Origin of the sequence: Candidatus Accumulibacter sp. ACC012, from assembly GCF_907163155.1 — a bacterium.
In the GTDB taxonomy this organism is placed as follows: Bacteria; Pseudomonadota; Gammaproteobacteria; order Burkholderiales; family Rhodocyclaceae; genus Accumulibacter; species Accumulibacter delftensis.
In genome coordinates this window covers 12,649-32,639 of record NZ_CAJQUC010000026.1, presented here as the reverse complement: position 1 = coordinate 32,639, position 19,991 = coordinate 12,649, and the positions used below count along the sequence as shown (strand labels likewise).

Here is a 19,991-nt window from a genome sequence, read left to right as displayed (position 1 = left end):
TCAGTCATCCGTTCTCAGGTATTGGTAGATGGTTTCGCGGCTGATGCCGAACTCGCGGGCGAGCTTGGCTTTCTGCTCACCGGCGGCGGCCAGCCGGCGCAGCTCGGCCACCCGCTCCGGCGATAGCGCCTTCTTGCGGCCCCGGTAGGCCCCGCGCTGCTTGGCGAGCGAGATACCCTCGCGCTGCCGCTCGCGGATCAGGGCGCGCTCGAACTCGGCGAACGCGCCCATTACCGACAGCATCAGGTTCGCCATCGGAGAGTCCTCGCCGGTGAAGGTAAGGCTTTCCTTGACGAATTCGATGCGCACGCCACGCTGGGTGAGGCCCTGCACCAAGCGGCGCAGGTCGTCGAGGTTGCGCGCCAGGCGGTCCATGCTGTGCACCACCACCGTGTCGCCCTCGCGCACGAAGGCGAGTAGCCGTTCCAGCTCGGGGCGCTGGGTGTCCTTACCCGATGCCTTGTCGGTGAACAGCCGGTTCACCGAAACCTGCTCAAGCTGGCGTTCCGGGTTCTGGTCGAAGCTGCTAACGCGGACGTAGCCGATGCGCTGACCGTGCAAGGTGTCCTCCTGAGGGCAATGTGTCAGGAAGAAATCTATGACCCTTGACGGTGCGTGTCAATCAATTCGGAAGGTGAGTCTATTCTGACGCTCTCGCAGCCGGGTGCTCTGACGCCAGGTTAGCGTATAGCTCAAGATGACACCTTGCTTGAAGGATTCACTGTAAATCACTATGATTATATTGCAATCATAAATGAGCAGAGCTGTCAGACAAACGAAGGAGATTTCGCAATGGCACAGACCGAAACCAAAGTGCTGACCGCACATGTTCCCATCCCCTTGGCCGAGAAGGTCGATCAGATGGCCGCTCGGCTTGAGAGGTCGCGCGGCTGGATCATGAAACAAGCGCTGTCGGCCTGGGTCGACCAGGAGGAAGAGCGCAGTCGCCTGACCCGCGAGGCACTGGCCGATGTGGACGCCGGCCGGGTCATCGACCACCAAGCCGTGCAGGCATGGGCCGATAGCCTCAGCTCCGACACGCCGTTGCCGGTGCCGCGTTGATGGAACTGAAATGGACCAGCAAGGCGCTCTTCGACCTGGCTCGTCTATACGAATTTCTGGCCCCGGTAAACAAACCGGCGGCTGCGCGCACCGTACAGGCGCTAGCGGCCGCGCCGTCTGCCTTGCTGGCCAACCCACGCATCGGCGAACGGATTGAGGAGTTCGAGCCGCGCGAGGTGCGCCGGATTCTCGTGGGGCATTACGAGATGCGCTATGAACTTACGGAAACCACCATCTACGTGTTGCGGCTGTGGCACACCCGAGAGGATCGCTGATAGGCCCTGCCGCCAACCTGTCTCGCAACGTCGGCAGGGAACGAGCTTGGGCGAGCTATTCCTTAGCGTACGATTTTTTCCGTTTCGTGAGCTGACCCCTTTAATGCGGCGAAATCGGTGCAGCGAAAAACATAGTTCGCGTCGATGTCGGCATGTTCGCCATCAAACTTGGGCATGCCGACCTGCACCGACTGCACGCTGCAGCCGGCAGCCGGGGTCGGCTGCCACAGCGTGGCAGCGTCGTTGAGGATTTTCTCCGCGCCGGCGAGCGCGGCCTTTTGCTTATCGTTCTTTGGCGCGCGCTCGAAGCCAACCACCGCATCGAGCGGCAGCTCCACGTCGAGCGAGATGCTGCCCTCGTCGATGACGGCATCGAGCCGGCCTTCGCCATGCACGTGCTTGTGCTGGGCATGGGCGAAGGGCATGCCGCAGATGAGGGTGGCGGCGAGCAGAACCTGTGCGTTCATGGAGCGTCTCCTTGGGTCAGTGCGAATGGCCGCTGCCGAAGACCACGATGGCAATGCCGGCGGCGAGCAGCAGGCCGTGCCAGCCGATTGCCTGTTGCTCGCGCTTGAGGCGCGGCATCAGGTCGGCAACAGCGATATAGAGGAAACTGGCGGCGGCGAGGGTGAGAATATGCGGCACCCAGTCGAGCATCCGTTCCAGTGCGAAGTAGCCGATGATGCCGCCGGCTAGGGCGGTCAGACTCGAAACGCCGTTCCAGAACAGCGCACGGCCACGTGCCCAGCCGGCGGCGAGCAGAATGGCGAAGTCGCCGGCCTCCTGCGGCACTTCGTGGGCGATGATCGCCAGCGTGGTGGCCCAGCCGAGGGCCGGGTCGGCGAGGAACGCGGCGGCAATCAGCAGGCCGTCGGTGAAGTTGTGGAAGCCGTCGCCGACGAGGATCGACACGGTTTCCCCATGCTCGTCATGCCGATGGTGATGGCTGTGCGGGTGATCGTCGCAGAGAGTGACGCCGTTATCGGCAGCGGTCTCGCCGCCGCCGTGGGCATGACGCCAGAGTGCGAATTTCTCGAGCGCGAAGAACCCGAGAATGCCGGTGAGCAGCAGCGGGAATACTTCGTGTGGCGTCAGTCCCGATTCAAGCGCCTCGGGCAGCAGGTGCAGCGTCGCCGTCGCCAGCAGCAGGCCGGTCGAGAAACTGACGGTAAAACCGAGCCACTTCTTCGGCAAGCGGAACATCACCAGCGCCGCCGCAGCAACGGAAAGCAGCCCGCCAAGCAGGCAGGCGAGCGTGATCTGGACAAGTAAAGGCAGCGAAGACATGGGGGCGGATTCAAACACAACTGTGTTGCAAATACAACCAGGTTGCAAAATAAAGCTGGCTGTGTTCCCATTGCGCTATGTCCAATCCTGTCGATCTGCTGCGCGCTGCCGGTGTCAGAGTTACGCCGGGCCGTGTGCGTTCCCTTGAGGCGCTGCAGGCGGCAACCCAGCCGATGAGCCACGCCGACATCGAGTCCTTGCTGCCCGACGTTGATCGCGTCACGCTCTACCGCGTCCTCGATTCGCTGGTGGCTTGCGGCCTGGCACTCAAGGCAGTCGATACGCGCGGCGTGTTCCGCTTTTCGGCCAGTGGTCCGCACCGCCAGCACGATGGCCACATCCATTTTCGCTGCACCAGCTGCGGCGGCGTCTCGTGCCTCAAGGCAGCGCCACCGCCACCACCGAAGCTGCCGCGCGGATTCAGACTCGACGCGGTCGAGTTCGACGTGCGCGGCACTTGCGCGCAGTGCGCGGGGCAGTCCGCCTGAAACGGCTCCTGCTGCTTCGCGCTGCGCCATACGTGGCTAAGGATTGGCCGATTGACGCTGACGCGTTTGACGATCCACCTTGAGCCTGAATGACAACAACAGCGGGCAGGATTACTTCGCGTTGTGGAGAAGCTGCCGTTCAGACAAGATTCCAGGCCAGAGGTCGCCAGCCACGCTTCGTTCGGTTGTCGCCGAGCATCGGCTGGTCCAACGGCGGCGCTGGACTTGGAGCCGAGGTTCACAGGGAGCCGCTGAGTGGCCGGTCCAGGTCAGACTGTGGCCATTGATGCCAACGATAGGCGAACGTCTCGTCTGGGTCGTGACGAGACGGTCGGATTCCATTTGTCATCAGACAGCATTCGGCCACAAGCTGCCGGTGGGGAAAGTTTGCCCAAACCCGTCATTGAAGCGATCATGGAGTATGCTATCGACCTAGCTCGCCAGATGCTGGCAGCGGTTGAGTCCGGCGCTCTTGCGGCGGCAGATGAACGCTATTTGGTAGACGTTATGGAACCGTCCGCTTCCCCAGTTGATAGATTGAAGGACATGGGTTTTCGTGAATGCGGCGAGTGGCGCCTACAAGAAGGGCGCCTGAAGTGCATTCTTACAGATAACGCTGCCGCGCCCAACGTCCTCTACGCGTTCGTCTCAGGCGAGACAGTTATGTACGTCGGAAAGACGGTGCGCTCGTTGAAGAAGCGCATGTATGGGTACCAGAATCCGGGGCCTACGCAGTCCACGAACATCAAGGGAAATAAGCTTATTGGGGCGCTTCTCTCTGGCGGTGCAAGCGTTAAAGTGCATGCGCTGCCCGATAACGGTCTCCTCTACTACGGCGGATTCCACGTTAATCTCGCGGCCGGCCTTGAAGACAGCTTGATTGCTAGCCTCAAGCCCAAGTGGAACAAGGGGGCATATGACGTCTAACAAAACTATCGACCACGTACCTTCGGCGCCGGACGCAGCAAAGCTGCGCCGGCTATAACGTTATGCCGCTTGATCTGGACATCAAGGTCTCCGACGTCATTGCAGCCATCGCGTTGCTGATCTCCGTTTCATCGGCGATTTACGCACACGGGCAAAGAACAGCTGCAGAACGGGCCAATCTCATTGCGGTTCGCGAAAGCCGCCGCCCGTTGCGGCTGCAGGTGTTCCAGTCAATGCACCACTTCTCGAAGTACTGCTCGACGTACTGGACGCTTTATCACATGGGCGAAGTAAACCGAAGCCGGGAGCTCACGGAGCGCATCGATACTTTCAAGTGGGAAATCGAGCAGCACGGACATCTGGACATGCCGGATGTTGAGGAGAAGGCCACGGCCTTCGTTAATGGCGCGTGGAACCTCCAGAGGCTTGTCGACCGCATTGCGGGCGGGCAGCACAATCCCCTTGATCGTGCGTACACCACCGCCGAGGAGAATGTGGAGGCGCTCGTAGACTGGTTCGCCAAGGAAAGCCGCGAACTCAAAGCTCTCTTCCAACCATACTTGGGTGCGGCCTAGCATGACGCTCAACCTCGCCCCCTTCGGTCGCTGGACACTGTTCCCAGCCAAGACGAAGGTCGCCTCTGGGTCGATCGCTGCCGTTCAAAAACTGCGAATTATAGGATAGTGACGACAGATTTTAAGCCTGCCTTACCGAAACGTCGAACGGGAGCTGGCGGGCAGCAGGAAACAACAAAACTCGGCGCTTACTGATCAACATATGGTCTTGTGATGCAAGGGTAGAGTCCAGTTGACACGTAAGGACCGGCATAACCACTAAACGCCATTCCCATGACTAGAAAACTCATCCTTGTTGACTACGAGAACATCACTAAAATAGATCTTTCCGGTCTCGACGACTCCTACCGTGCCATCGTGTTTGTGGGTTTTAAGCAGAAACCGCCAAAGGCGTTAAAGATGACAGACACTCCCCATTCCTTTGATCGCGTAAAGCTCCAAAGGATTGAAGGTTCTGGAAAAAATGCTTTGGACTTTCACATCGCTTTTCAGCTGGGACGAACCATGGAAACTGAACCGCAAACAGAGTGCTTTGTGCTTTCAAAAGACAAGGGATTTGACCCTCTGCTTTCCCACCTGAACAAAAGCGGGCTTAAATGCAACAGAATAACCTGCATGACAGAACTTATTCCCAGCTCGGACGTTCTGCCGCCAATGTCAGAGAAAGTCCTATGCATACGATGTGTTAAAGCAAGCACGATAGAGCATCGTGGGGGCCTTTGGTGCTCTAACTGCGGCTGTTTTTCAACCCCCCCAGACCCAGGCTATCGGGAGCCACAAAGATTCAGGTATTACGGCCCTCGAACTGATGCAGAGTGTAGTGGCTGCCACGAGACGAAGGGTATGGCCGGTGGCATTTTTGATGATGGAAAATGGTTGTGTCGGGATTGCGTAGTGAGTTATGCACAATAGCCACATGTTGATGCTGTAGAAGCACCACTCCGAGTGGTCACTCTTCCAGTTTCGTGCGTCGCCTTTGGGTCGTTAAGAGACCGTCACGAAAAATGACAAAAGCTTGGTTGGCGAATATTGCCGAATTTTGTGGTCGCCCTCGACGCAGACGCTGAGCAGGTTTCGATCATCGCCATGTTCTACGGCGGCCAGGACTACGAAACAAGCCTGCAGGGCGACTCTGAGTACAGCCAAGAGTGCACTGAGTGAGCCTCCTTAGCGTGCTTTATTTTCCGTTTTCTGAGACGACCCCCGCAAGTCCCTATGAGGCCGCCAGCATCCGTCATCAATCCGTGGGAAGCGTAGAGATGCTCAGGTGCCGGCGGATGACACAACTTCTCGTTCTACCCGCCTCAGATTGACGCATATTCTGGGGTTCCGGCTTACAACCCCTTCATCCAGGAGGTACTGGCCGAGCCGGTGTGGCGCGAGCGCATGACGGCCGACGACTGGCGAGCGCTGTCGCCGCTGATCTATCACCACGTCAATCCGTACGGGCGGATCGAACTGGATATGAACCGGCGGCTACCCCTGGCCGCATAACCTCCCGGAAACCCTCGTTTGTGGGAGGTCCGCTGGTGATTTTCCAGATCGATCCAGTCGAGGCCCTATCGTCTCCCAAAACTATCCCTTGATTGGTTCTCCCGAAACGTCCACTATGTAGTCGAGTAACAGGAGAAAAAAAACATGGCCATCGTGATCGAAGACATTCAAATGGAGCGCCTGGCGGAGCAAATCGCCGTCGCCGAAGGCGTCTCCGTCACCGAGGTATTGCGGGAAAGCCTGATATCGCTGGCTGGCCTACGCGGCTTGACCACGCGGAAGGCCCCGTTGCGTGAGCGGTTGGCGGCGCTGGCGAAAGAGGTCGACGCGGTTCCCGCGCCCGTTCCGACCGACCTGCGCAGCGATGATGAAGTACTGGGCTACAACGAGCACGGCGTATGGTGATCGACACCTCAGCCATCCTCGCCTGGCTCAAGCACGAACCGGAGCGCGAGCGCATCGTAGCGGCGCTGGAAGCGAACCCGGTTTGTCGCCTCTGGGCGGTGAGCCTGCTCGAAGCGCATATTGTCGTGCGCGCCCGCGAACATCCGACCATGGTCGGCAAGCTGCAGCGCTTCCTGGAGGAAATCGGCGCCGTCGTCATGCCGTTCGATGAACGCCAGGCGCGGCTCGCTGATGCAGCTTTCATACGTTATGGCAAAGGTCAGGGACACCCGGCTCAGCTCAACTTCGGCGACTGCGCCGTCTACGCCTTAGCCGCCTCGCTCGGCGAGCCGCTGCTGTTTGTCGGCAACGACTTCGCGCGGACGGACATCCAGAGATGCTGATCGGCTACGCACGCGTCTCCACGCGCGATCAGAAACCGCACCTGCAACTTGATGCGCTGCAGGAAGCCGGTTGCGAGCGCGTCTTCGAGGAGACCGCCAGCGGCGCCAAACGCGATCGCCCGGAATTGAAGGCGGTACTCGACTTCATGCGTGCCGGCGACAACCTGGTGGTGTGGGGGTGTAAGCCCAAACCCCAGAAATTTCCGTCACACCAAATCGAGCCCCTCCACGATCGCATCCAGGTCGATGACCTGGCCGTCACCGCGGAACGTGTAGTGCCCGTTCAGATGGATGTGCCGCCAAGCCGCCGGCGAAATCTTTCCGATCAGCGCGAGCGCTTTCGCGTTCCGGCTCACCTCGTACTTGGTGAGTAGCCGCGACAGGATCGCCGAGTTGTAATAGATGACAGCGTTCGCGATCAGCCGCGCGCACTGGTTGCTGATCTCGATTTCAATGTCGGTCCTGCCGGTGAGCTCCTTCTTGCCGGCGACCTGGGCGATCGCCGAGCGCAACTGGTGATAGGACTCGATCCGGTTCTGCGAGCGGCGCACGTTGCGCTGCAGCTGCGGGTCGCGCAGGTAGCGCAGCGTGTAGATGCTGCGGATCAGCTTGTCGAACTCGAAGATGGCCCGTCGCGTCGGGTTCGACGCGGTGTAGGTGCACAGCTTGCGGATCAGTGTCCCCTGCGTCATCTCCTTGAGGCCCAGCGTGGCGACGATCTGGTCGATGTTGGCTTTCTCGTCCACGATTGCCTGCCGGTCGATCTGGCCAACCGGGCGAATCAGGCATTTTTCGTACAGGGCCGGATCATCGGCGCAGTAGAGTTCTTTCAGTTGTTCTTCCAGATCGGTGAAGCGCGGCTCGAAGCGCAGCCCGAACCAGTGCAGGATGGCGAAGTTGGCCTTGTTGACGCTGTGCATATCGCCCGTGATCGAGGTCGGCAGGATGTCCGACGTGTTGCGATACCAGACGTCGAACACGTGATGGGCTTCGAACTCGTGTGCGCCGATCAGCCAGCCCTGCAAGGGAACGTGATTGCACAGCAGCGTATAGGCGACGACGCCCTTGCCGCGACCGAAATACTTGCGCGAGTAGCGTGCCTTGACGGTCGGCCGCTCGACACCGAATTTCTGGCCGTCGACGCTGCCGTAGAGCGCGTCGAAGTCGAACGAGTAGTGCGGGAAGATCGGCAACTCGGCGATGCCGTTGCTGATCCGGTCGTTGGCCGCCTGCAGCGACGCCTGGCGCAGGTACTGCTGGTAGGTCGCCTCCAGCACGTGGTACGGAATGTCGCTGGTGCGCGCCATGACGACGTTGCCATGGTTCATCGCCTGGGCGATGATGACCGCCATCAGGCTGTCCGAATCGGCGACCTGCTTGGCATAGCGCGGTTGCAGCGGCGTCAGCGCCGACAGGAATCGGCACTGCTCGTTCACAAAGCGGAACACGTCGGCGACGTCGCAGAACGACAGCTTCTCGTAGAAGCTGTCCTCGCGCGCGGCATCGTTGTCAGCCTTGGGTCGGCGGCAGGTTAGCGTCTTGGTCTCGCTGTCGTAGTCGAGATGGTTCAGTTTTCCTTGTCGCAACTCGCGGTTGAACGCCAGCCACTGCTCGCGCAGCTCGGCCGTCAGCGTGTCGAGCTGGGCCTCGATCGGCTGGCGCAGCCAAGCGATGTCCATCTGGCCAAGCACCTCCGTTTTCTCGTCGAGGGACACGAGCTCGTCGGTAAAGCAGCGATGCTGCAGGCTGTCGTCCAGGTAAAGTTCGCCGGACTTGACGCGCTTTCTGATCTGGCGGTAGAGCCAGAATTCGTAGCGGTCGGCATGGACGCCCGTCGGCTTCCCGTCCGCGTCGAACGCCAGCAGATAAGGCCGCAGGCGCTTGGGCAGAGTCGCTTCCGGGCATTCGACGAGCGGGCGCTGCGACAGGCGCTGCTGTTTCGCGAACACGCCTTTTGCCCAGGTGAGCGCCGCGAGCCACCGGTTATCCGATGCGGCACTGGAGAATTCGAGCGCCCCAAAGAGCGGGCGCAGGTGGCGGCGGACGCGCTCGGCGAGACCGTCGACCACCTGCCAGCGCATGACCAGCTTGCTCGCCGGCTTCACGCTGAGGCGCTGACCAGCGACGTGAAGCGCGTCCTTGGGCATGATCTTGTACGCGCGCTGGCGAACGTCGCCGAATGGCGTGGCGTCGGCCACGGTATCGTCGACGTAGAGCAGCAACAGGCGGCCGACCTGCGGCGTTTCCTGCTGGCGGCGCATCTGCTCGGCGACGAAGTGCTTGGCGGCCCGCGCCTTGCTCTCGTCCTCGAGCTGCTTCATGTGGTAGCCCAAGGCGTCGACGAGGTTGTCGGTGATCTGCCGGTAGCGCTGCCAGGCGTAGCACAACAGATACAGATGTCTCTGCTCGGGCCTGAGGCGGCGCAGGTCGTATACCGTGTAGAAGTTCGCCAGGCTCGCGTAGTAGTGCAGGTTCTGCTGCGAGATTGCGAGCTCGGGCAGCAGCGTCTTGGCGATCCAGTACAGCGGCTCCAGCTTGGCGCGCTTCTCCCGCTCCCGCGCCATCTGTCGCCAACCGAAATCCTTGGCGTCCTGCTTCAGGGCGGCGAGCTCGGACAGCGTGTCGTCGCGCACCAGGAGCTGGGCCAGCGCGGCTTGGGCCGTGTCGTTCAGCACCTCGGCGAGCAGGTCGCCCAGGCGCCGGCGCTCGGCAGACAAGGTCCCGCTGATCAGCTCTTGCAAGGTCGTGTGGCCGGGCCGGACGATCTTGTGTTCGTTGAGGTAGGCGATCAGCTCGGCGACGATGAAGCCGGGTGTGACGTCGCGCCGAACGATATGGGCGGCCTGTTCCGCGAGTTGCGGGAGAAAGTCCGCCGACCACAGTCGATAGCCGAACAGCTCCGCGATCCTGGCACGTTGGGTGTAATGTTCGTGCCTGGTGATGGCATGCGGCTCGAATGCCTGTCCGTTGAAATAGCGGTCCAGTACAAAGACGGAATCGTCCTGGACATCGTCCCAGGTAAAGCGGAAGAAAGCGCGCTTGGCTTTGAAGTAGCCGATCTGCAAGACGCAGTAGACGTGAGCGTGCAGGCCGGGACGACTACAAGCGAGCGCCAGCTCCGCTTCGGACAACGACAGGTAATCCAAACGCTGCCCGTCGTCGAGGTCGGGCAGGCCGTACAGGGCGAACTGCTCGGCGTCCGACAGGATGGTCAATAGCTTGTTCGTGGTCGCCATCGTCGGCGTAGGCGCCCGGCCCCGGAAAACTTTCCGTAGAATAACCGATATCGGGAAAGATCGGATTGCGCCATGAGCAAGCATGCGGGTTCTACGCTACCGGATCGTGATCCGCCAACCACCGAAAACCGGAAAGTTCCCATCCGCCGGGCGAACGCCGCCTACCGCAGCCGGGAATACCTGTCGGAAAAGGAGGTGGCGGCGCTGATGGAAGCGGCTGCAGGCGTCGGGCGCCACGGCGCGCGCGACGCCGCCTTGATCCTGATCGCCTACCGCCACGGCTTGCGCGTGTCCGAACTGGTCAGCCTGCGCTGGGATCAGGTTGACCTGAAGCAGGGGCTGCTGCACGTCGCGCGGCGCAAGCACGGCATCGCCTCGGTCCATCCGCTGCGCGGGCCGGAGCTGCGCGCCTTGCGTCGCCTGCAGCGCGACTACCCGGACACGCCCTACGTGTTCGTCAGCGAGCGCAAGGCGCCGCTCACCACCGATGCCGTACGCAAAATCGTCAGCCGCGCCGGGCGAGAGGCCGGCATCGAGTTCCCGGTCCATCCGCATATGCTGCGCCATGCCACCGGCTACAAGCTGGCCAACGACGGGCAGGACACCCGAGCGATCCAGCACTACCTGGGCCACCGCAACATCCAGCACACGACCCGCTACACCGAGCTGGCAGCAGACCGGTTCAAGGATTTCTGGCGGGATTGACGCGGATTCGTTTATAGACGAAGATCGAGCATGTACGAAATCCGCCATTACCTCACTGCGGACGGCAAGGACATCTATCTCGATTGGCTTAAGCAGGTGCGCGACCCGATTGCCAAGGTGCAACTGGTCAAGCGCGTCAACCGCGTGGAGCAAGGCAACTTCGGCGACCACAAATTCTGCCGCGACGGCGTCTGGGAAATGCGGATCGATGTGGGCGCAGGCTATCGCGTCTATTACGCCCAGGCCGGCTCACGCATCATGCTGCTGCTGTGCGGCGGCGACAAGCGAACCCAGGACGCCGACATCGGGCGCGCAGTGCGCTATTGGCAGGATTGGCAACGGAGGCCCGACGATGAAAGACCGAGCACATGATGATGCGATGGCCGAGATCTTCCGCGAGGACTTGGCGTTCGCAACCCAGTATCTGAACGACGTTCTGGAAGAAGGCGACCAGTCCGACCTGCTGATCGCGCTACGCCAGATCGCCAAGGCGTATGGCGGTGTCCCCGCCATCGCCGAGAAAGCGCACCTCAATCCGACTCAGCTCTATCGCACGCTGTCCCCGCAGGGCAATCCCGAGCTGCGCAGCCTCACCGCGGTGCTCAAAGCGATAGGACTGCGTCTGGCGATTCAACCGCTCCATCACACTTGATGAACGCCAGCGTTGGCCGTCATGCTGACGCTGGCCGCCTGGATGCGATCATGGCGCGTGCGGATTTCGATGATGCTGATCGACCAGACCGGCATTTTGGCTGACGGAATTTTCTGGGGTTTGGGCTTACAACCCCAGACCGCGCAACACGCCGCACGGATCAGCGAACTCGGCGCCGACTACGCGGCGTCACGGATCGCGTCGGCGGTGCTCGCGCAGGTCATCGATACCTACCAGAAGCGTAACCAGGGGCCGCTCATCGACAAGGCATCAAAGCGCTTTGCCGCCATCACCGCCGACCGCTACACCGGTGTGGTGGTGGACTACGACGAAGACAAGCAAATCCTCAAGGCAACGCGCGCCGACTGCGAGCGTCTGAGCATGGACCAGTTGAGCACCGGCCGCCGCGATCAGCTTTTTCTGGCCCTGCGGCTGGCTGCAATCGAAGGGCATCTTGACAACGGCGAACCCTTGCCGGTGATTGTCGACGACATCACGATCCAGTTCGACGACGAGGCTGCAGCGGCCACCTTCAAGGTGTTGGCTGACCTGTCGCAACGAACGCAGGTGCTGTTCCTGACGCACCACGAACATCTGCTTGATGTGGCCGAAGCGGCCATTGGTGCTGGCACCTACCAGTCGCACCGTTTGTCATCGTGATCGAGCAGAAACATGAATCGAAACGACTTGCTCACCAGGGTTTGCGGCTTCGAATGGAACGACTTCGAGTGCAAGAAAGCGCTGCGCAGCGTACCTGAGGATGCCTACAAAACGGTTTCTGCCTTTGCCAACACGGCGGGCGGATGGTTGGTGTTTGGCATTAGCGAAATCAACGGCCGGATGGATATCACTGGCGTCGAGCGAGCTGATGGGGTGCAAAACGATTTCTTGAGTACGCTGCGTAGCGGGCAAAAACTCAACCGCGTCATTCGTGTAAGCGAGCAGCGATTCAACATTGATGGCAAACACGTTCTGGCTTTCCATGTTCCGGAAAGTCAGCGCTTCGAGAAGCCGGTCTATCTCAAAGGAGACCCACGCCAGAGTTACATCCGGCGCGGCGCCGGCGACGAGCAATGCACCCAAAGTGAGCTGGAGCGCTTCCTGCGCGATGCTTCGCAGGAACGTTACGACAGCGAAGCCATCACCGATCTATCGGTGGAACGCTGCTTCGACGAAGACACCGTCCGTTGGTATCAGGAGCAGTTTGTTCGGCGCAACCCCGAACACGGCGCAGCCAATGATTTGCGCCAGTTCCTGCTCAACTGGAACTTCATCGTTGAGCAAGGCGGCCGTTTGCTGCCAACCCGGGCGGGTGTTCTGCTGTTTGGACGAGCTCAGTATGTTCGTCAGTTGCTGCCGCGCCCGGTGCTCGATTACCAGCGTATCGATACCTTGTTCGAACGTTGGTCTCCTGAAGAACGATGGCACGACCGCTACGTTTTTGAAGAGAACATTTTCCACACCTGGCAAGGGCTGGTAGCGCGCTACATGCGCATCGCCGAACACCCCTTCTCTCTTGACCCCGCCACCCTGCGCCGTAACGATGATCCGCCCGATTACGTTGCCTTCCGCGAGGCCGCTATCAACCTGCTGATCCACCAGGATTACGGAGACCACGGCCGCAAGGCATCCATCAAGCTATTCACCGACCGCACGATTTTTTGGAATCCCGGCGACGCTTTCGCGACCGAGGCAGAGTTGCTTGACCCCACCGAAAAGGAAGTGCGCAACCCGGCCATCGTCAAAGCTTTCCGCCGCATTGGTCTATCCGACCAGGCAGGCACTGGCATCCGAGCCATCTTTCGCAACTGGCACGAACTGGGGCGCACGCCGCCCCAACTGACCAACGACAAGGCACGGAAACAGTTCGAGCTGGTGCTGATCAAAAAGGCATTGGTAACGGAAACCATGCAACGTTTCCGCCAGACCATTGGCGCTGGCCTGACACCTGAACAGGCCGACGCGCTGACCCTGGCTCTGGAAATGCCACAAATCACACTCACCGACATTCGCGGCCTGGGCATCACGACCACCCAGCAAGCAAAAGCCATCGCTGACCATCTGATCGGGCAACAACTGCTGGAATCCCTGTCCGACACCCACTTCCAGGCACCGGAGGGGTTGCGGGAGCGCTTTGCTGCCGCAGCCGAGATGACGATCGGACAAGGCACACTACGCGTTGGCGCACAGCCAGAGTCACAGCCAGAGTCACAGCCAGAGTCATTGCCCGAGCGCGTTCTTCACCTGTTACAGACCGCCCCGCTGGGCAAGTCTGAAATATCCCGGGCCTTGGGTCAGCGTAAGGTGTCCGGCCAACTCAACAAGACCATCCGCGACCTCCTGGCCAAGCAGCGAATTGAAATGACCCTGCCCGATATGCCGCAAAGCCGGCTACAAAAATATCGCCTTGCTGAAAGCAACAAGGAACCGAAAGCATGAATGATCTGCTTCACAGCCAGATTGGCGCAGCAACCCCTCCCGTCGAATGTCTCGGCCTAACTTTTCCGAGCGACCAGGCGCGCCGCGAGCACTTCTTGAATCTGCTAGGCGAGAAGCTGAAAGATCCCGCATTCCGCACGCAGGAAGGCTTTCCGCTGGGAACCGACGAGGCCATCCTGGCGATGTCGGATCCACCCTACTACACGGCATGCCCAAATCCATTCCTGGGGGAGTTCGTGCAGCAATATGGAAAGCCATATGACCCTACGGTGAAGTATCTCCGCGAGCCGTTGGCCATCGACGTGTCTGTTGGCAAGACGGACCAACTCTACAGGGCGCACTCGTATCACACCAAGGTCCCGCACCTTGCGATCGTGCCTTCGATACTCCACTACACCGAACCCGGCGACATCGTGCTCGATGGCTTCTCAGGTTCGGGCATGACTGGCGTTGCAGCGCAGTGGTGCGGATCTGCGCCTGCCGCATACCGCCACGAGTTAGAAATTGAGTGGAAGAAACAAGCTAAGAGTTCGCCCAAATGGGGCGCACGGCGCATCATCCTGAACGACTTGTCACCAGCAGCCACTTTTATCGCCGCCAACTACAATCTTCCCTTTGACGTTGAAGCCTTCGCGAAGGCCGGCAAGCAACTGCTCAAGGAAGTCGAGCAGGAAATTGGCTGGATGTACGAGACGACACACACAGATGGGAAGACCAAGGGTAGGGTTGAGTACATGGTCTGGAGCGAAGTATTCACATGCCCCAATTGTGCAGGCGACATCGTATTTCTGAATGAAGCACTCAATAATGAAACAAAGCGAGTAAAGGATAGCTTTGAGTGCCCACATTGCGCAGCACAGCTAACAAAAGGAAAACTCGACCGCGTTCTTGAAAATCGGCTGGATCCAATTACTCAGTTGAGTTGGAAGCGCATCAAACTTGCCCCCGCCCTGATTTCTTATCGAATCGGAAACGCCAGATACAAAAAAGAACCAGACGCCAACGATTTACATGTGGCAGCAACAGTTGAGTCGTTCCAAATCCCGGCTGAAGTTCCGAATATTCGATTCCCTATCGAGTCCATGTATCACGGATCGAGAATTGCGCCTAAAGGGTTCACGCATACCCAGCACTTCTTTGTTCCCCGTGCATTGCAGGCGGTTGGTCTTCTATGGAAGAAGGCAAGCGAAAACTCAGACCCAAGGCTGCGATCTATGTTGCTCTACTGGATTGAACAGTCATTGTGGTCCATGTCCGTGATGAACAAATATGAACCAATTCAGTTTGGCAGAGCAGATGGCAATGCAAGTCAAGTTGGACGATTCATGAAGGGCGTTTACTATGAAATTCCCCCGCAGGACTTGTCTCTATTGCGCGAATGATTCTGACATGTTGAAGGCGGCTGGAAAGTCGATACGGCGGCAGCGGACGGCGGCCCACATTGCTTTCACGCCGTTTTGCGTGACCCGGTAGAGACGAGAGTTGGTGACCTTGGCGATCAAGCCATGGCCGCGCAGTTTAGCGATCAGGCGGCTGGTTCGATGCGTGCGCCGCTTGATTTCGGCGGGGTTGTTGGCAGGGGCTGAGTAAAGCTTGGCCTGGAGATCGCGGTTGCGGAAGCCATTGATGGCGAACTCGCCGGCCAGCAGCGCGGTGAACAGAGCGACGTTCTCCGCGGTGACCGGGTTGAAAGCGGCGACATGCCGACCGGCCTTGCTCTGTGACCGGCACAGGCGATCGATGGCCTCGATCGCCTGACCTTGAAGAGGAGCATTGGCCAAGGCGTCGATCAGGCGCGAGTTGGCGCCGTGAGCGACTTCGGCATAGCGCCAGAAATTCGAGACCCCTTTGCGCATGGGCGACCACCGGCAGACGACCTGGCCCTCGGCATTTTCGGACGAGGTGAGGATTTTGAACTCTGCCGGATTGTTGAGTGTGGTCTCGATTCTCAAGACGTTGAGATGATCGTAAAGTTTGACGGAGTTGCGTCGGATACGGAACTTGATCCGGCAACCTTCGGGCCGCTTCTTGCTGTCGATGACGACCTCGCCCGTGAAGAGGTGATGAGGTTTTTGGCCGAGAAAGCGCATGACGTCCGTCGCGCCGAAGCCGGTGATGGCGGCATGGACGAGGTCGTGGTGGATACGTTCGAGATTGGCTCTGGACTTGAACAGGATATCGGTGGCCACTTCGGCCTGGTCGATGCCGAACCAGTAGCCGTCGAACTTCGCAGCGGCGATGGCCGGCAAGAGCGGATTGACGCTGGCCACCTGACGAATCAGGAATGCTGGCCAGTCGGTGTGATTGAACTGCTCGGCAAGTGCCGCCGTGGCCTCGAAATCCGACACCCAGAGAATCTTGTTGTCGCTCCGCTCGAAGGCGACACCCACTTGCGGCAGTTGCCGACACAGCCACTCCCGGCCATTGACGTAAATCTGAGTGGCGTACGGTGCCCAGGTCTGGATACGCACGTGCATCCAGCCAAAAACCGGGTCGATCAGATACCAGTACAGGTGCAGGCAGCGGCGATTGCGCCGAACGACTTCCAGACGTTGTGTCTTGCGATTGCCGGCGACGGCGAACGAGACGCACGGTTCGATGACCGAGAAGATGCAGACTAGCAGCCTGTCGGACTGACCGCCGGCCTGGCCGGCGCGTTTCACCATACGCGACAGAAAAGCCGGATTTCGTCGGTTTTCAGGCTTTTCCGAGGGTTTTCCCCTCATTTTCCCTACTGCAGGCGCAATACGGCCAGGCGCTTCAAATTCCACGCCATGCAAACCAACGTCCACTCGCCGGTGACCTTGTTCAAACCGCGCAGCGAGAAGCGGCGAAAGCCCATCACCGACTTGATGATCCCGAACACCGGTTCGATGGTCTGCTTGCGTAACGCATAGCGCGCCCGTCCTGCCTGGGTCTTCAGGCGATGAGACATGGCCTGCACGGGGGTGGCATTGTCGGGCAAGGCTGCCGGCTCACTGTGGCGCTGCCGCCAGCCCGGGTGGTGCTCGTCACGAGCGACGGCGATCAGGGGATCGATGCCGGCCGCCTCACACGCCTTGATGTTCTTCTCGCTGCAGTAGCCGCTGTCAGCGATCAGACATTCCACGGCGCCGAGCACCACCGCCTGCGCCTTGAGGGTCGCCAGCATCGGCTCGACTTGCTGTTTGTCGTTGGGCGCTTGCGTGACCCCGGTGGCGACGATCAGCATCGTTGCCGCATCGGCCGCCGCCTGGGCGTTGTACGCCTGTTCGAAGCCGCCACCGGCCACCGGCAGGATGCGTGACTCTTCGTCAGTCAGATTGAGCTGATCTTTGTCCCGCGGTCCAGGCTCGGGCGCCCTGGGCGGCTTGCCGCCCGGCTTCTTGCCGGTGGCCTTTTCCTTGGCGGCGCGGCAGGCCATCTTCTCGTCGTATTCGGCCTTCTCACGCTGATCGCGCTCCTTGGCCCGGGCGACTATCGTGGCCTTGGCGGCGGCCATGGCCGCCAGCCGATCTTCGCGACGCTTGAGTTCCTCGGGCAGGCTGACGCCATTCGGGATATCGGCTCGATCCGCTTGTTCCGCCAGCGCCAGCAGTTCCTGAATTTCGGCCTTGAGCTGCACTTCCAGCTTTTCGATGTACCCGTGCGACAACGCACTGTGCCGCGAGGCGTTGGCTTCGATCTTCGTGCCGTCAAGGCAGATGTTCCCCACCTTGAGCACCTTCATTTCCTTGGCCATTTCCAGGACCTGCAGAAACAGGTCGCTCAGTTCGTCAAGGAAACGTCGGCGGAAGGCCGCCAGGCTGTCGTGATCGGGATGCCGGTTGGCGGCAAGAAAGCGGAAGGCGACCGAATCGTAGGTGGCCTGCTCCAGCCTGCGGCTCGAGAAGACACCGGTGGCGTAGCCATAGACCAGAATCGCCAGCAGCGTCGCCGGGTGGTAGGCCTTCGATCCGCGCCCCGCGTACTGACGCGTCAGCTTCGACAGATCCAGCTGGTCGATCACCTCAACAATGAAGCGCGCCAGATGGTCCTGGTTCAGCCAATCGTCCACCGACGGCGGCAGCAGATAGTCGGTCTGGCGGTCAGCGACGATAAAGTTGGACATGCGATGACTCGGTTGCTCGAAGAAGTATGATTATAGCATGTTCGGTTCTGGCGCCGGGAAAGTCCGACAGGCTGCTAGGCCTTCGGCAATTCCGTCCTGCTCGGCGATGGCCCGGGCCATCGCTTCCTTCGATCGACCGCTGGCGTGCGTGTGCGCGGAGGCGAGAAAGTGGTAGGGACGCCCCGCCTCTTCGGCGGTCGTCTTCGCGTGTTCGACGAGCGTTTTGGTTTCGCTTTCGAAGAACTTCCCGGCATCCTTGAGCAGCACGCCCCGCTTGGACAGGTAGCGGCCAAACGCACCATCCGGAAACATCGAGGTCAGGTACCCCTTGAAGATGATCCGGTCGAACCCTTCGACCACACCCAGGATTGACTCTTGGTGCTTATTGAGGAAAATGTCCATGTCGCCTCCTTTGCCGTGCGGTGGTCTACCTCCTACGTGGGGTTGAGGATATTGTCCTCGCAAATTAAATCCGGCGGTATCGGAGGCGACACCTCCTTTTGGTTGCGGCCAACGGCCGCGCTATGTGTCATCCCTTCATACGGAGTGCTCGCCGTGGTACGTCAATGAAGGGAAGCTAAATCGTCTGGTGAAGTCTTTTGCAAGTTTTCGATCAGACGCAAGTACAGTCGCTGTAAACACTGGCACTGCGGCTGCCCTGTCTATACAGAGAGATTCTATTGATTATATTTTTACTGATCCACCATTCGGCGAGAACATATTCTATGCTGACATGAACTTTCTTGTAGAAGCTTGGCACCAGGTAACCACAGACGCAAAACCAGAGGCCATCGTCGACAAGTTCAAGAACAAAGCGCTTCCAGAGTATCAGCATCTAATGCAAAGCTGCTTCGCTGAGTACCATCGTGTACTCAAGCCGGGGCGCTGGATGACTGTGGTGTTCTCAAACAGCAAAGCGGCGGTGTGGAACGTAATCCAGGTTGCACTACAGCAGGCTGGCTTCGTTGTTGCCGAAGTCTCCGCGCTTGACAAGGTTCAGGGTAGCTATCGCCAGGTCACTTCGACGACGGCGGTGAAGCAGGATTTGGTCATCTCCGCCTACAAACCGGAAAGCGCCTTGGAAGATCGTTTCAAACAAAAAGGCGGATGTGTCGACTCGGTATGGGATTTTGTTGATGCTCACCTGCGACAGCTTTCTCGGGTAAGGATCGGCAAGCACGGCGAGCTTGAGATGGTCGTCGAGCGCGATGCACGACGTATTTTCGATCGCATGATCGCCTGGTTTGTCCGGCACAACGCGCCGGTTCCGCTTTCCAGCGAAGAATTCCAGGAAGGTTTACGTCAGCGATTTGCCGAGCGTGATGGCATGTTTTTCCTGCCCGATCAGGTCAGCGACTATGACAAGAAGCGGCTGCAATACGCGCAAGCCCCACAGATGGACCTGTTCGTGTCTGACGAGCGGTCGGCAATCGATTGGCTGATCGACTTCCTCAAGAAACGTCCATCGACCTATCAGGAGACACATCCTGAGTTCACAGGCTTGCTGGGCGCGGGCTGGCGCAAGCATGAACCCAAGCCGGAACTCGCGGCGCTACTCGCTGACAACTTTTTGCAGTACGAGGGATCGGGTGAGGTGCCAAGCCAGATCCACAGTTATCTCTCCACGAACTTCAAGGATCTCCGCGGTCTTGAAAAGGACGACCCGATACTGGTCGCACGTGCCATGGACCGTTGGTATGTGCCGGATAGCGGCAAGAGCCAGGATCTGGAAAAGAGACGTGAGAAGGCACTGCTCAAGGAGTTCGCCGCGTACAAGACCCACACTGGTCGCAAGCTGAAGGAATTCCGTCTGGAAGTCCTGCGAGCGGGGTTCAAGTTCTGTTGGGGCAACCGTGATTACGCAACGATCATTGCTGTCGCCCGCAAAATCCCCGACGAAGTCCTGCAGGAGGACGAAAAGCTCCTGCTTTGGTACGACCAGGCACTGACACGGATGGAAGGCGACAACTGAT

At 59.7% G+C, this 19,991-nt stretch carries 21 protein-coding genes and 3 pseudogenes; 17 read left to right on the top strand and 7 right to left on the bottom strand.

The window, feature by feature from the left end:
• Complete coding sequence (locus QZ648_RS24315) at positions 1-561, bottom strand: recombinase family protein (RefSeq protein WP_291998542.1); 561 nt, start codon at positions 559-561, stop codon at positions 1-3.
• 231 nt (positions 562-792) lie between these two features.
• On the opposite strand from QZ648_RS24315, the gene QZ648_RS24310 reads away from it, so the two are divergent.
• Positions 793-1,062: a ribbon-helix-helix domain-containing protein gene (locus QZ648_RS24310; protein WP_291998541.1), complete on the top strand. Its 270-nt coding sequence runs from the start codon at positions 793-795 to the stop codon at positions 1,060-1,062.
• Positions 1,062-1,337: a type II toxin-antitoxin system RelE/ParE family toxin gene (locus QZ648_RS24305; protein WP_291998540.1), complete on the top strand. Its 276-nt coding sequence runs from the start codon at positions 1,062-1,064 to the stop codon at positions 1,335-1,337. The genes QZ648_RS24310 and QZ648_RS24305 overlap by 1 nt, the downstream gene beginning before the upstream one ends.
• Before the next feature lie 62 nt (positions 1,338-1,399).
• Here the strand turns inward: QZ648_RS24305 and QZ648_RS24300 are convergent, their stop codons facing one another.
• Both QZ648_RS24300 and QZ648_RS24295 read right to left on the bottom strand, forming a co-directional pair.
• On the bottom strand, positions 1,400-1,804 hold the full coding sequence (locus QZ648_RS24300; RefSeq protein WP_291998539.1) for a DUF2796 domain-containing protein: 405 nt from the start codon (positions 1,802-1,804) through the stop codon (positions 1,400-1,402).
• Positions 1,805-1,820: 16 nt separating this feature from the next.
• Positions 1,821-2,624: a ZIP family metal transporter gene (locus QZ648_RS24295; RefSeq protein ID WP_291998538.1), complete on the bottom strand. Its 804-nt coding sequence runs from the start codon at positions 2,622-2,624 to the stop codon at positions 1,821-1,823.
• A gap of 77 nt (positions 2,625-2,701) precedes the next feature.
• Here QZ648_RS24295 and QZ648_RS24290 point away from each other — a divergent pair, with 77 nt between their 5' ends.
• The 7 genes and pseudogenes from QZ648_RS24290 to QZ648_RS24265 all read left to right on the top strand — a co-directional run.
• Positions 2,702-3,112: a transcriptional repressor gene (locus QZ648_RS24290; RefSeq protein ID WP_291998537.1), complete on the top strand. Its 411-nt coding sequence runs from the start codon at positions 2,702-2,704 to the stop codon at positions 3,110-3,112.
• A 276-nt stretch (positions 3,113-3,388) separates the two neighbouring features.
• The gene (locus tag QZ648_RS24285; protein WP_291998536.1) at positions 3,389-4,039 is read left to right on the top strand and encodes a GIY-YIG nuclease family protein; all 651 of its coding nucleotides are present in this window, start codon (positions 3,389-3,391) and stop codon (positions 4,037-4,039) included.
• Positions 4,040-4,101: 62 nt separating this feature from the next.
• A complete protein-coding gene (locus tag QZ648_RS24280; protein WP_291998535.1) occupies positions 4,102-4,614 on the top strand; it encodes a hypothetical protein in 513 nt (170 codons plus the stop codon).
• 273 nt (positions 4,615-4,887) lie between these two features.
• Entirely contained in the window at positions 4,888-5,526 is a 639-nt protein-coding gene (locus tag QZ648_RS25225; protein ID WP_366144243.1) for a PIN domain-containing protein, read from the top strand.
• A 726-nt stretch (positions 5,527-6,252) separates the two neighbouring features.
• Positions 6,253-6,513 carry a type II toxin-antitoxin system VapB family antitoxin gene (locus tag QZ648_RS24275; protein WP_291983004.1) on the top strand — a complete coding sequence of 87 codons (261 nt, stop codon included), beginning with the start codon at positions 6,253-6,255 and terminating at the stop codon, positions 6,511-6,513.
• The gene (locus QZ648_RS24270; protein ID WP_291998534.1) at positions 6,507-6,896 is read left to right on the top strand and encodes a type II toxin-antitoxin system VapC family toxin; all 390 of its coding nucleotides are present in this window, start codon (positions 6,507-6,509) and stop codon (positions 6,894-6,896) included. The genes QZ648_RS24275 and QZ648_RS24270 overlap by 7 nt, the downstream gene beginning before the upstream one ends.
• Positions 6,890-7,072: pseudogene (locus QZ648_RS24265) on the top strand (recombinase family protein); the annotation flags it as partial. The gene QZ648_RS24270 and the pseudogene QZ648_RS24265, both read left to right, overlap by 7 nt.
• Positions 7,073-7,102: 30 nt before the next feature.
• Here the strand turns inward: QZ648_RS24265 and QZ648_RS24260 are convergent.
• A complete protein-coding gene (locus QZ648_RS24260) occupies positions 7,103-10,132 on the bottom strand; it encodes a Tn3 family transposase (protein ID WP_291998533.1) in 3,030 nt (1,009 codons plus the stop codon).
• A 72-nt stretch (positions 10,133-10,204) separates the two neighbouring features.
• Between QZ648_RS24260 and QZ648_RS24255 the strand changes: the two genes are divergently transcribed.
• The 7 genes and pseudogenes from QZ648_RS24255 to QZ648_RS24225 all read left to right on the top strand — a co-directional run bounded on the left by QZ648_RS24255 (position 10,205) and on the right by QZ648_RS24225 (position 15,310).
• Positions 10,205-10,837: a tyrosine-type recombinase/integrase gene (locus tag QZ648_RS24255; protein ID WP_291998532.1), complete on the top strand. Its 633-nt coding sequence runs from the start codon at positions 10,205-10,207 to the stop codon at positions 10,835-10,837.
• Positions 10,838-10,867: 30 nt separating this feature from the next.
• Positions 10,868-11,209 (top strand): type II toxin-antitoxin system RelE/ParE family toxin, encoded by a 342-nt coding sequence (locus QZ648_RS24250; protein WP_291998531.1) that lies wholly within the window; start codon positions 10,868-10,870, stop codon positions 11,207-11,209.
• Positions 11,190-11,489, top strand: coding sequence for an addiction module antidote protein (locus tag QZ648_RS24245; protein WP_291998530.1), 300 nt, complete (start codon positions 11,190-11,192; stop codon positions 11,487-11,489). The genes QZ648_RS24250 and QZ648_RS24245 overlap by 20 nt, the downstream gene beginning before the upstream one ends.
• 12 nt (positions 11,490-11,501) lie before the next feature.
• The gene (locus tag QZ648_RS24240) at positions 11,502-12,149 is read left to right on the top strand and encodes a hypothetical protein (protein ID WP_291998529.1); all 648 of its coding nucleotides are present in this window, start codon (positions 11,502-11,504) and stop codon (positions 12,147-12,149) included.
• Between the two features lie 12 nt (positions 12,150-12,161).
• Positions 12,162-12,506, top strand: a pseudogene (locus QZ648_RS24235) (ATP-binding protein); the annotation flags it as partial.
• A 225-nt stretch (positions 12,507-12,731) separates the two neighbouring features.
• Positions 12,732-13,928, top strand: a complete 1,197-nt coding sequence (locus QZ648_RS24230) for an ATP-binding protein (RefSeq protein ID WP_291998549.1) — start codon at positions 12,732-12,734, stop codon at positions 13,926-13,928.
• Positions 13,925-15,310, top strand: a complete 1,386-nt coding sequence (locus tag QZ648_RS24225; protein WP_366144242.1) for a DNA methyltransferase — start codon at positions 13,925-13,927, stop codon at positions 15,308-15,310. The genes QZ648_RS24230 and QZ648_RS24225 overlap by 4 nt, the downstream gene beginning before the upstream one ends.
• Here QZ648_RS24225 and QZ648_RS24220 read toward each other — a convergent pair.
• From QZ648_RS24220 to QZ648_RS24210, 3 genes are all read right to left on the bottom strand, one after another.
• Complete coding sequence (locus QZ648_RS24220; RefSeq protein WP_291998528.1) at positions 15,296-16,594, bottom strand: hypothetical protein; 1,299 nt, start codon at positions 16,592-16,594, stop codon at positions 15,296-15,298. The two genes, QZ648_RS24225 and QZ648_RS24220, sit on opposite strands and share 15 nt — an antisense overlap.
• Positions 16,595-16,659: 65 nt before the next feature.
• Positions 16,660-18,018: an IS1182 family transposase gene (locus QZ648_RS24215; protein WP_291986318.1), complete on the bottom strand. Its 1,359-nt coding sequence runs from the start codon at positions 18,016-18,018 to the stop codon at positions 16,660-16,662.
• 30 nt (positions 18,019-18,048) lie between these two features.
• Positions 18,049-18,420 (bottom strand): hypothetical protein, encoded by a 372-nt coding sequence (locus QZ648_RS24210; protein WP_291998527.1) that lies wholly within the window; start codon positions 18,418-18,420, stop codon positions 18,049-18,051.
• 121 nt (positions 18,421-18,541) lie between these two features.
• Here QZ648_RS24210 and QZ648_RS24205 point away from each other — a divergent pair.
• A pseudogene (locus QZ648_RS24205) lies at positions 18,542-19,990 on the top strand (DNA methyltransferase); the annotation flags it as partial.
• Position 19,991 lies beyond the last annotated feature (1 nt).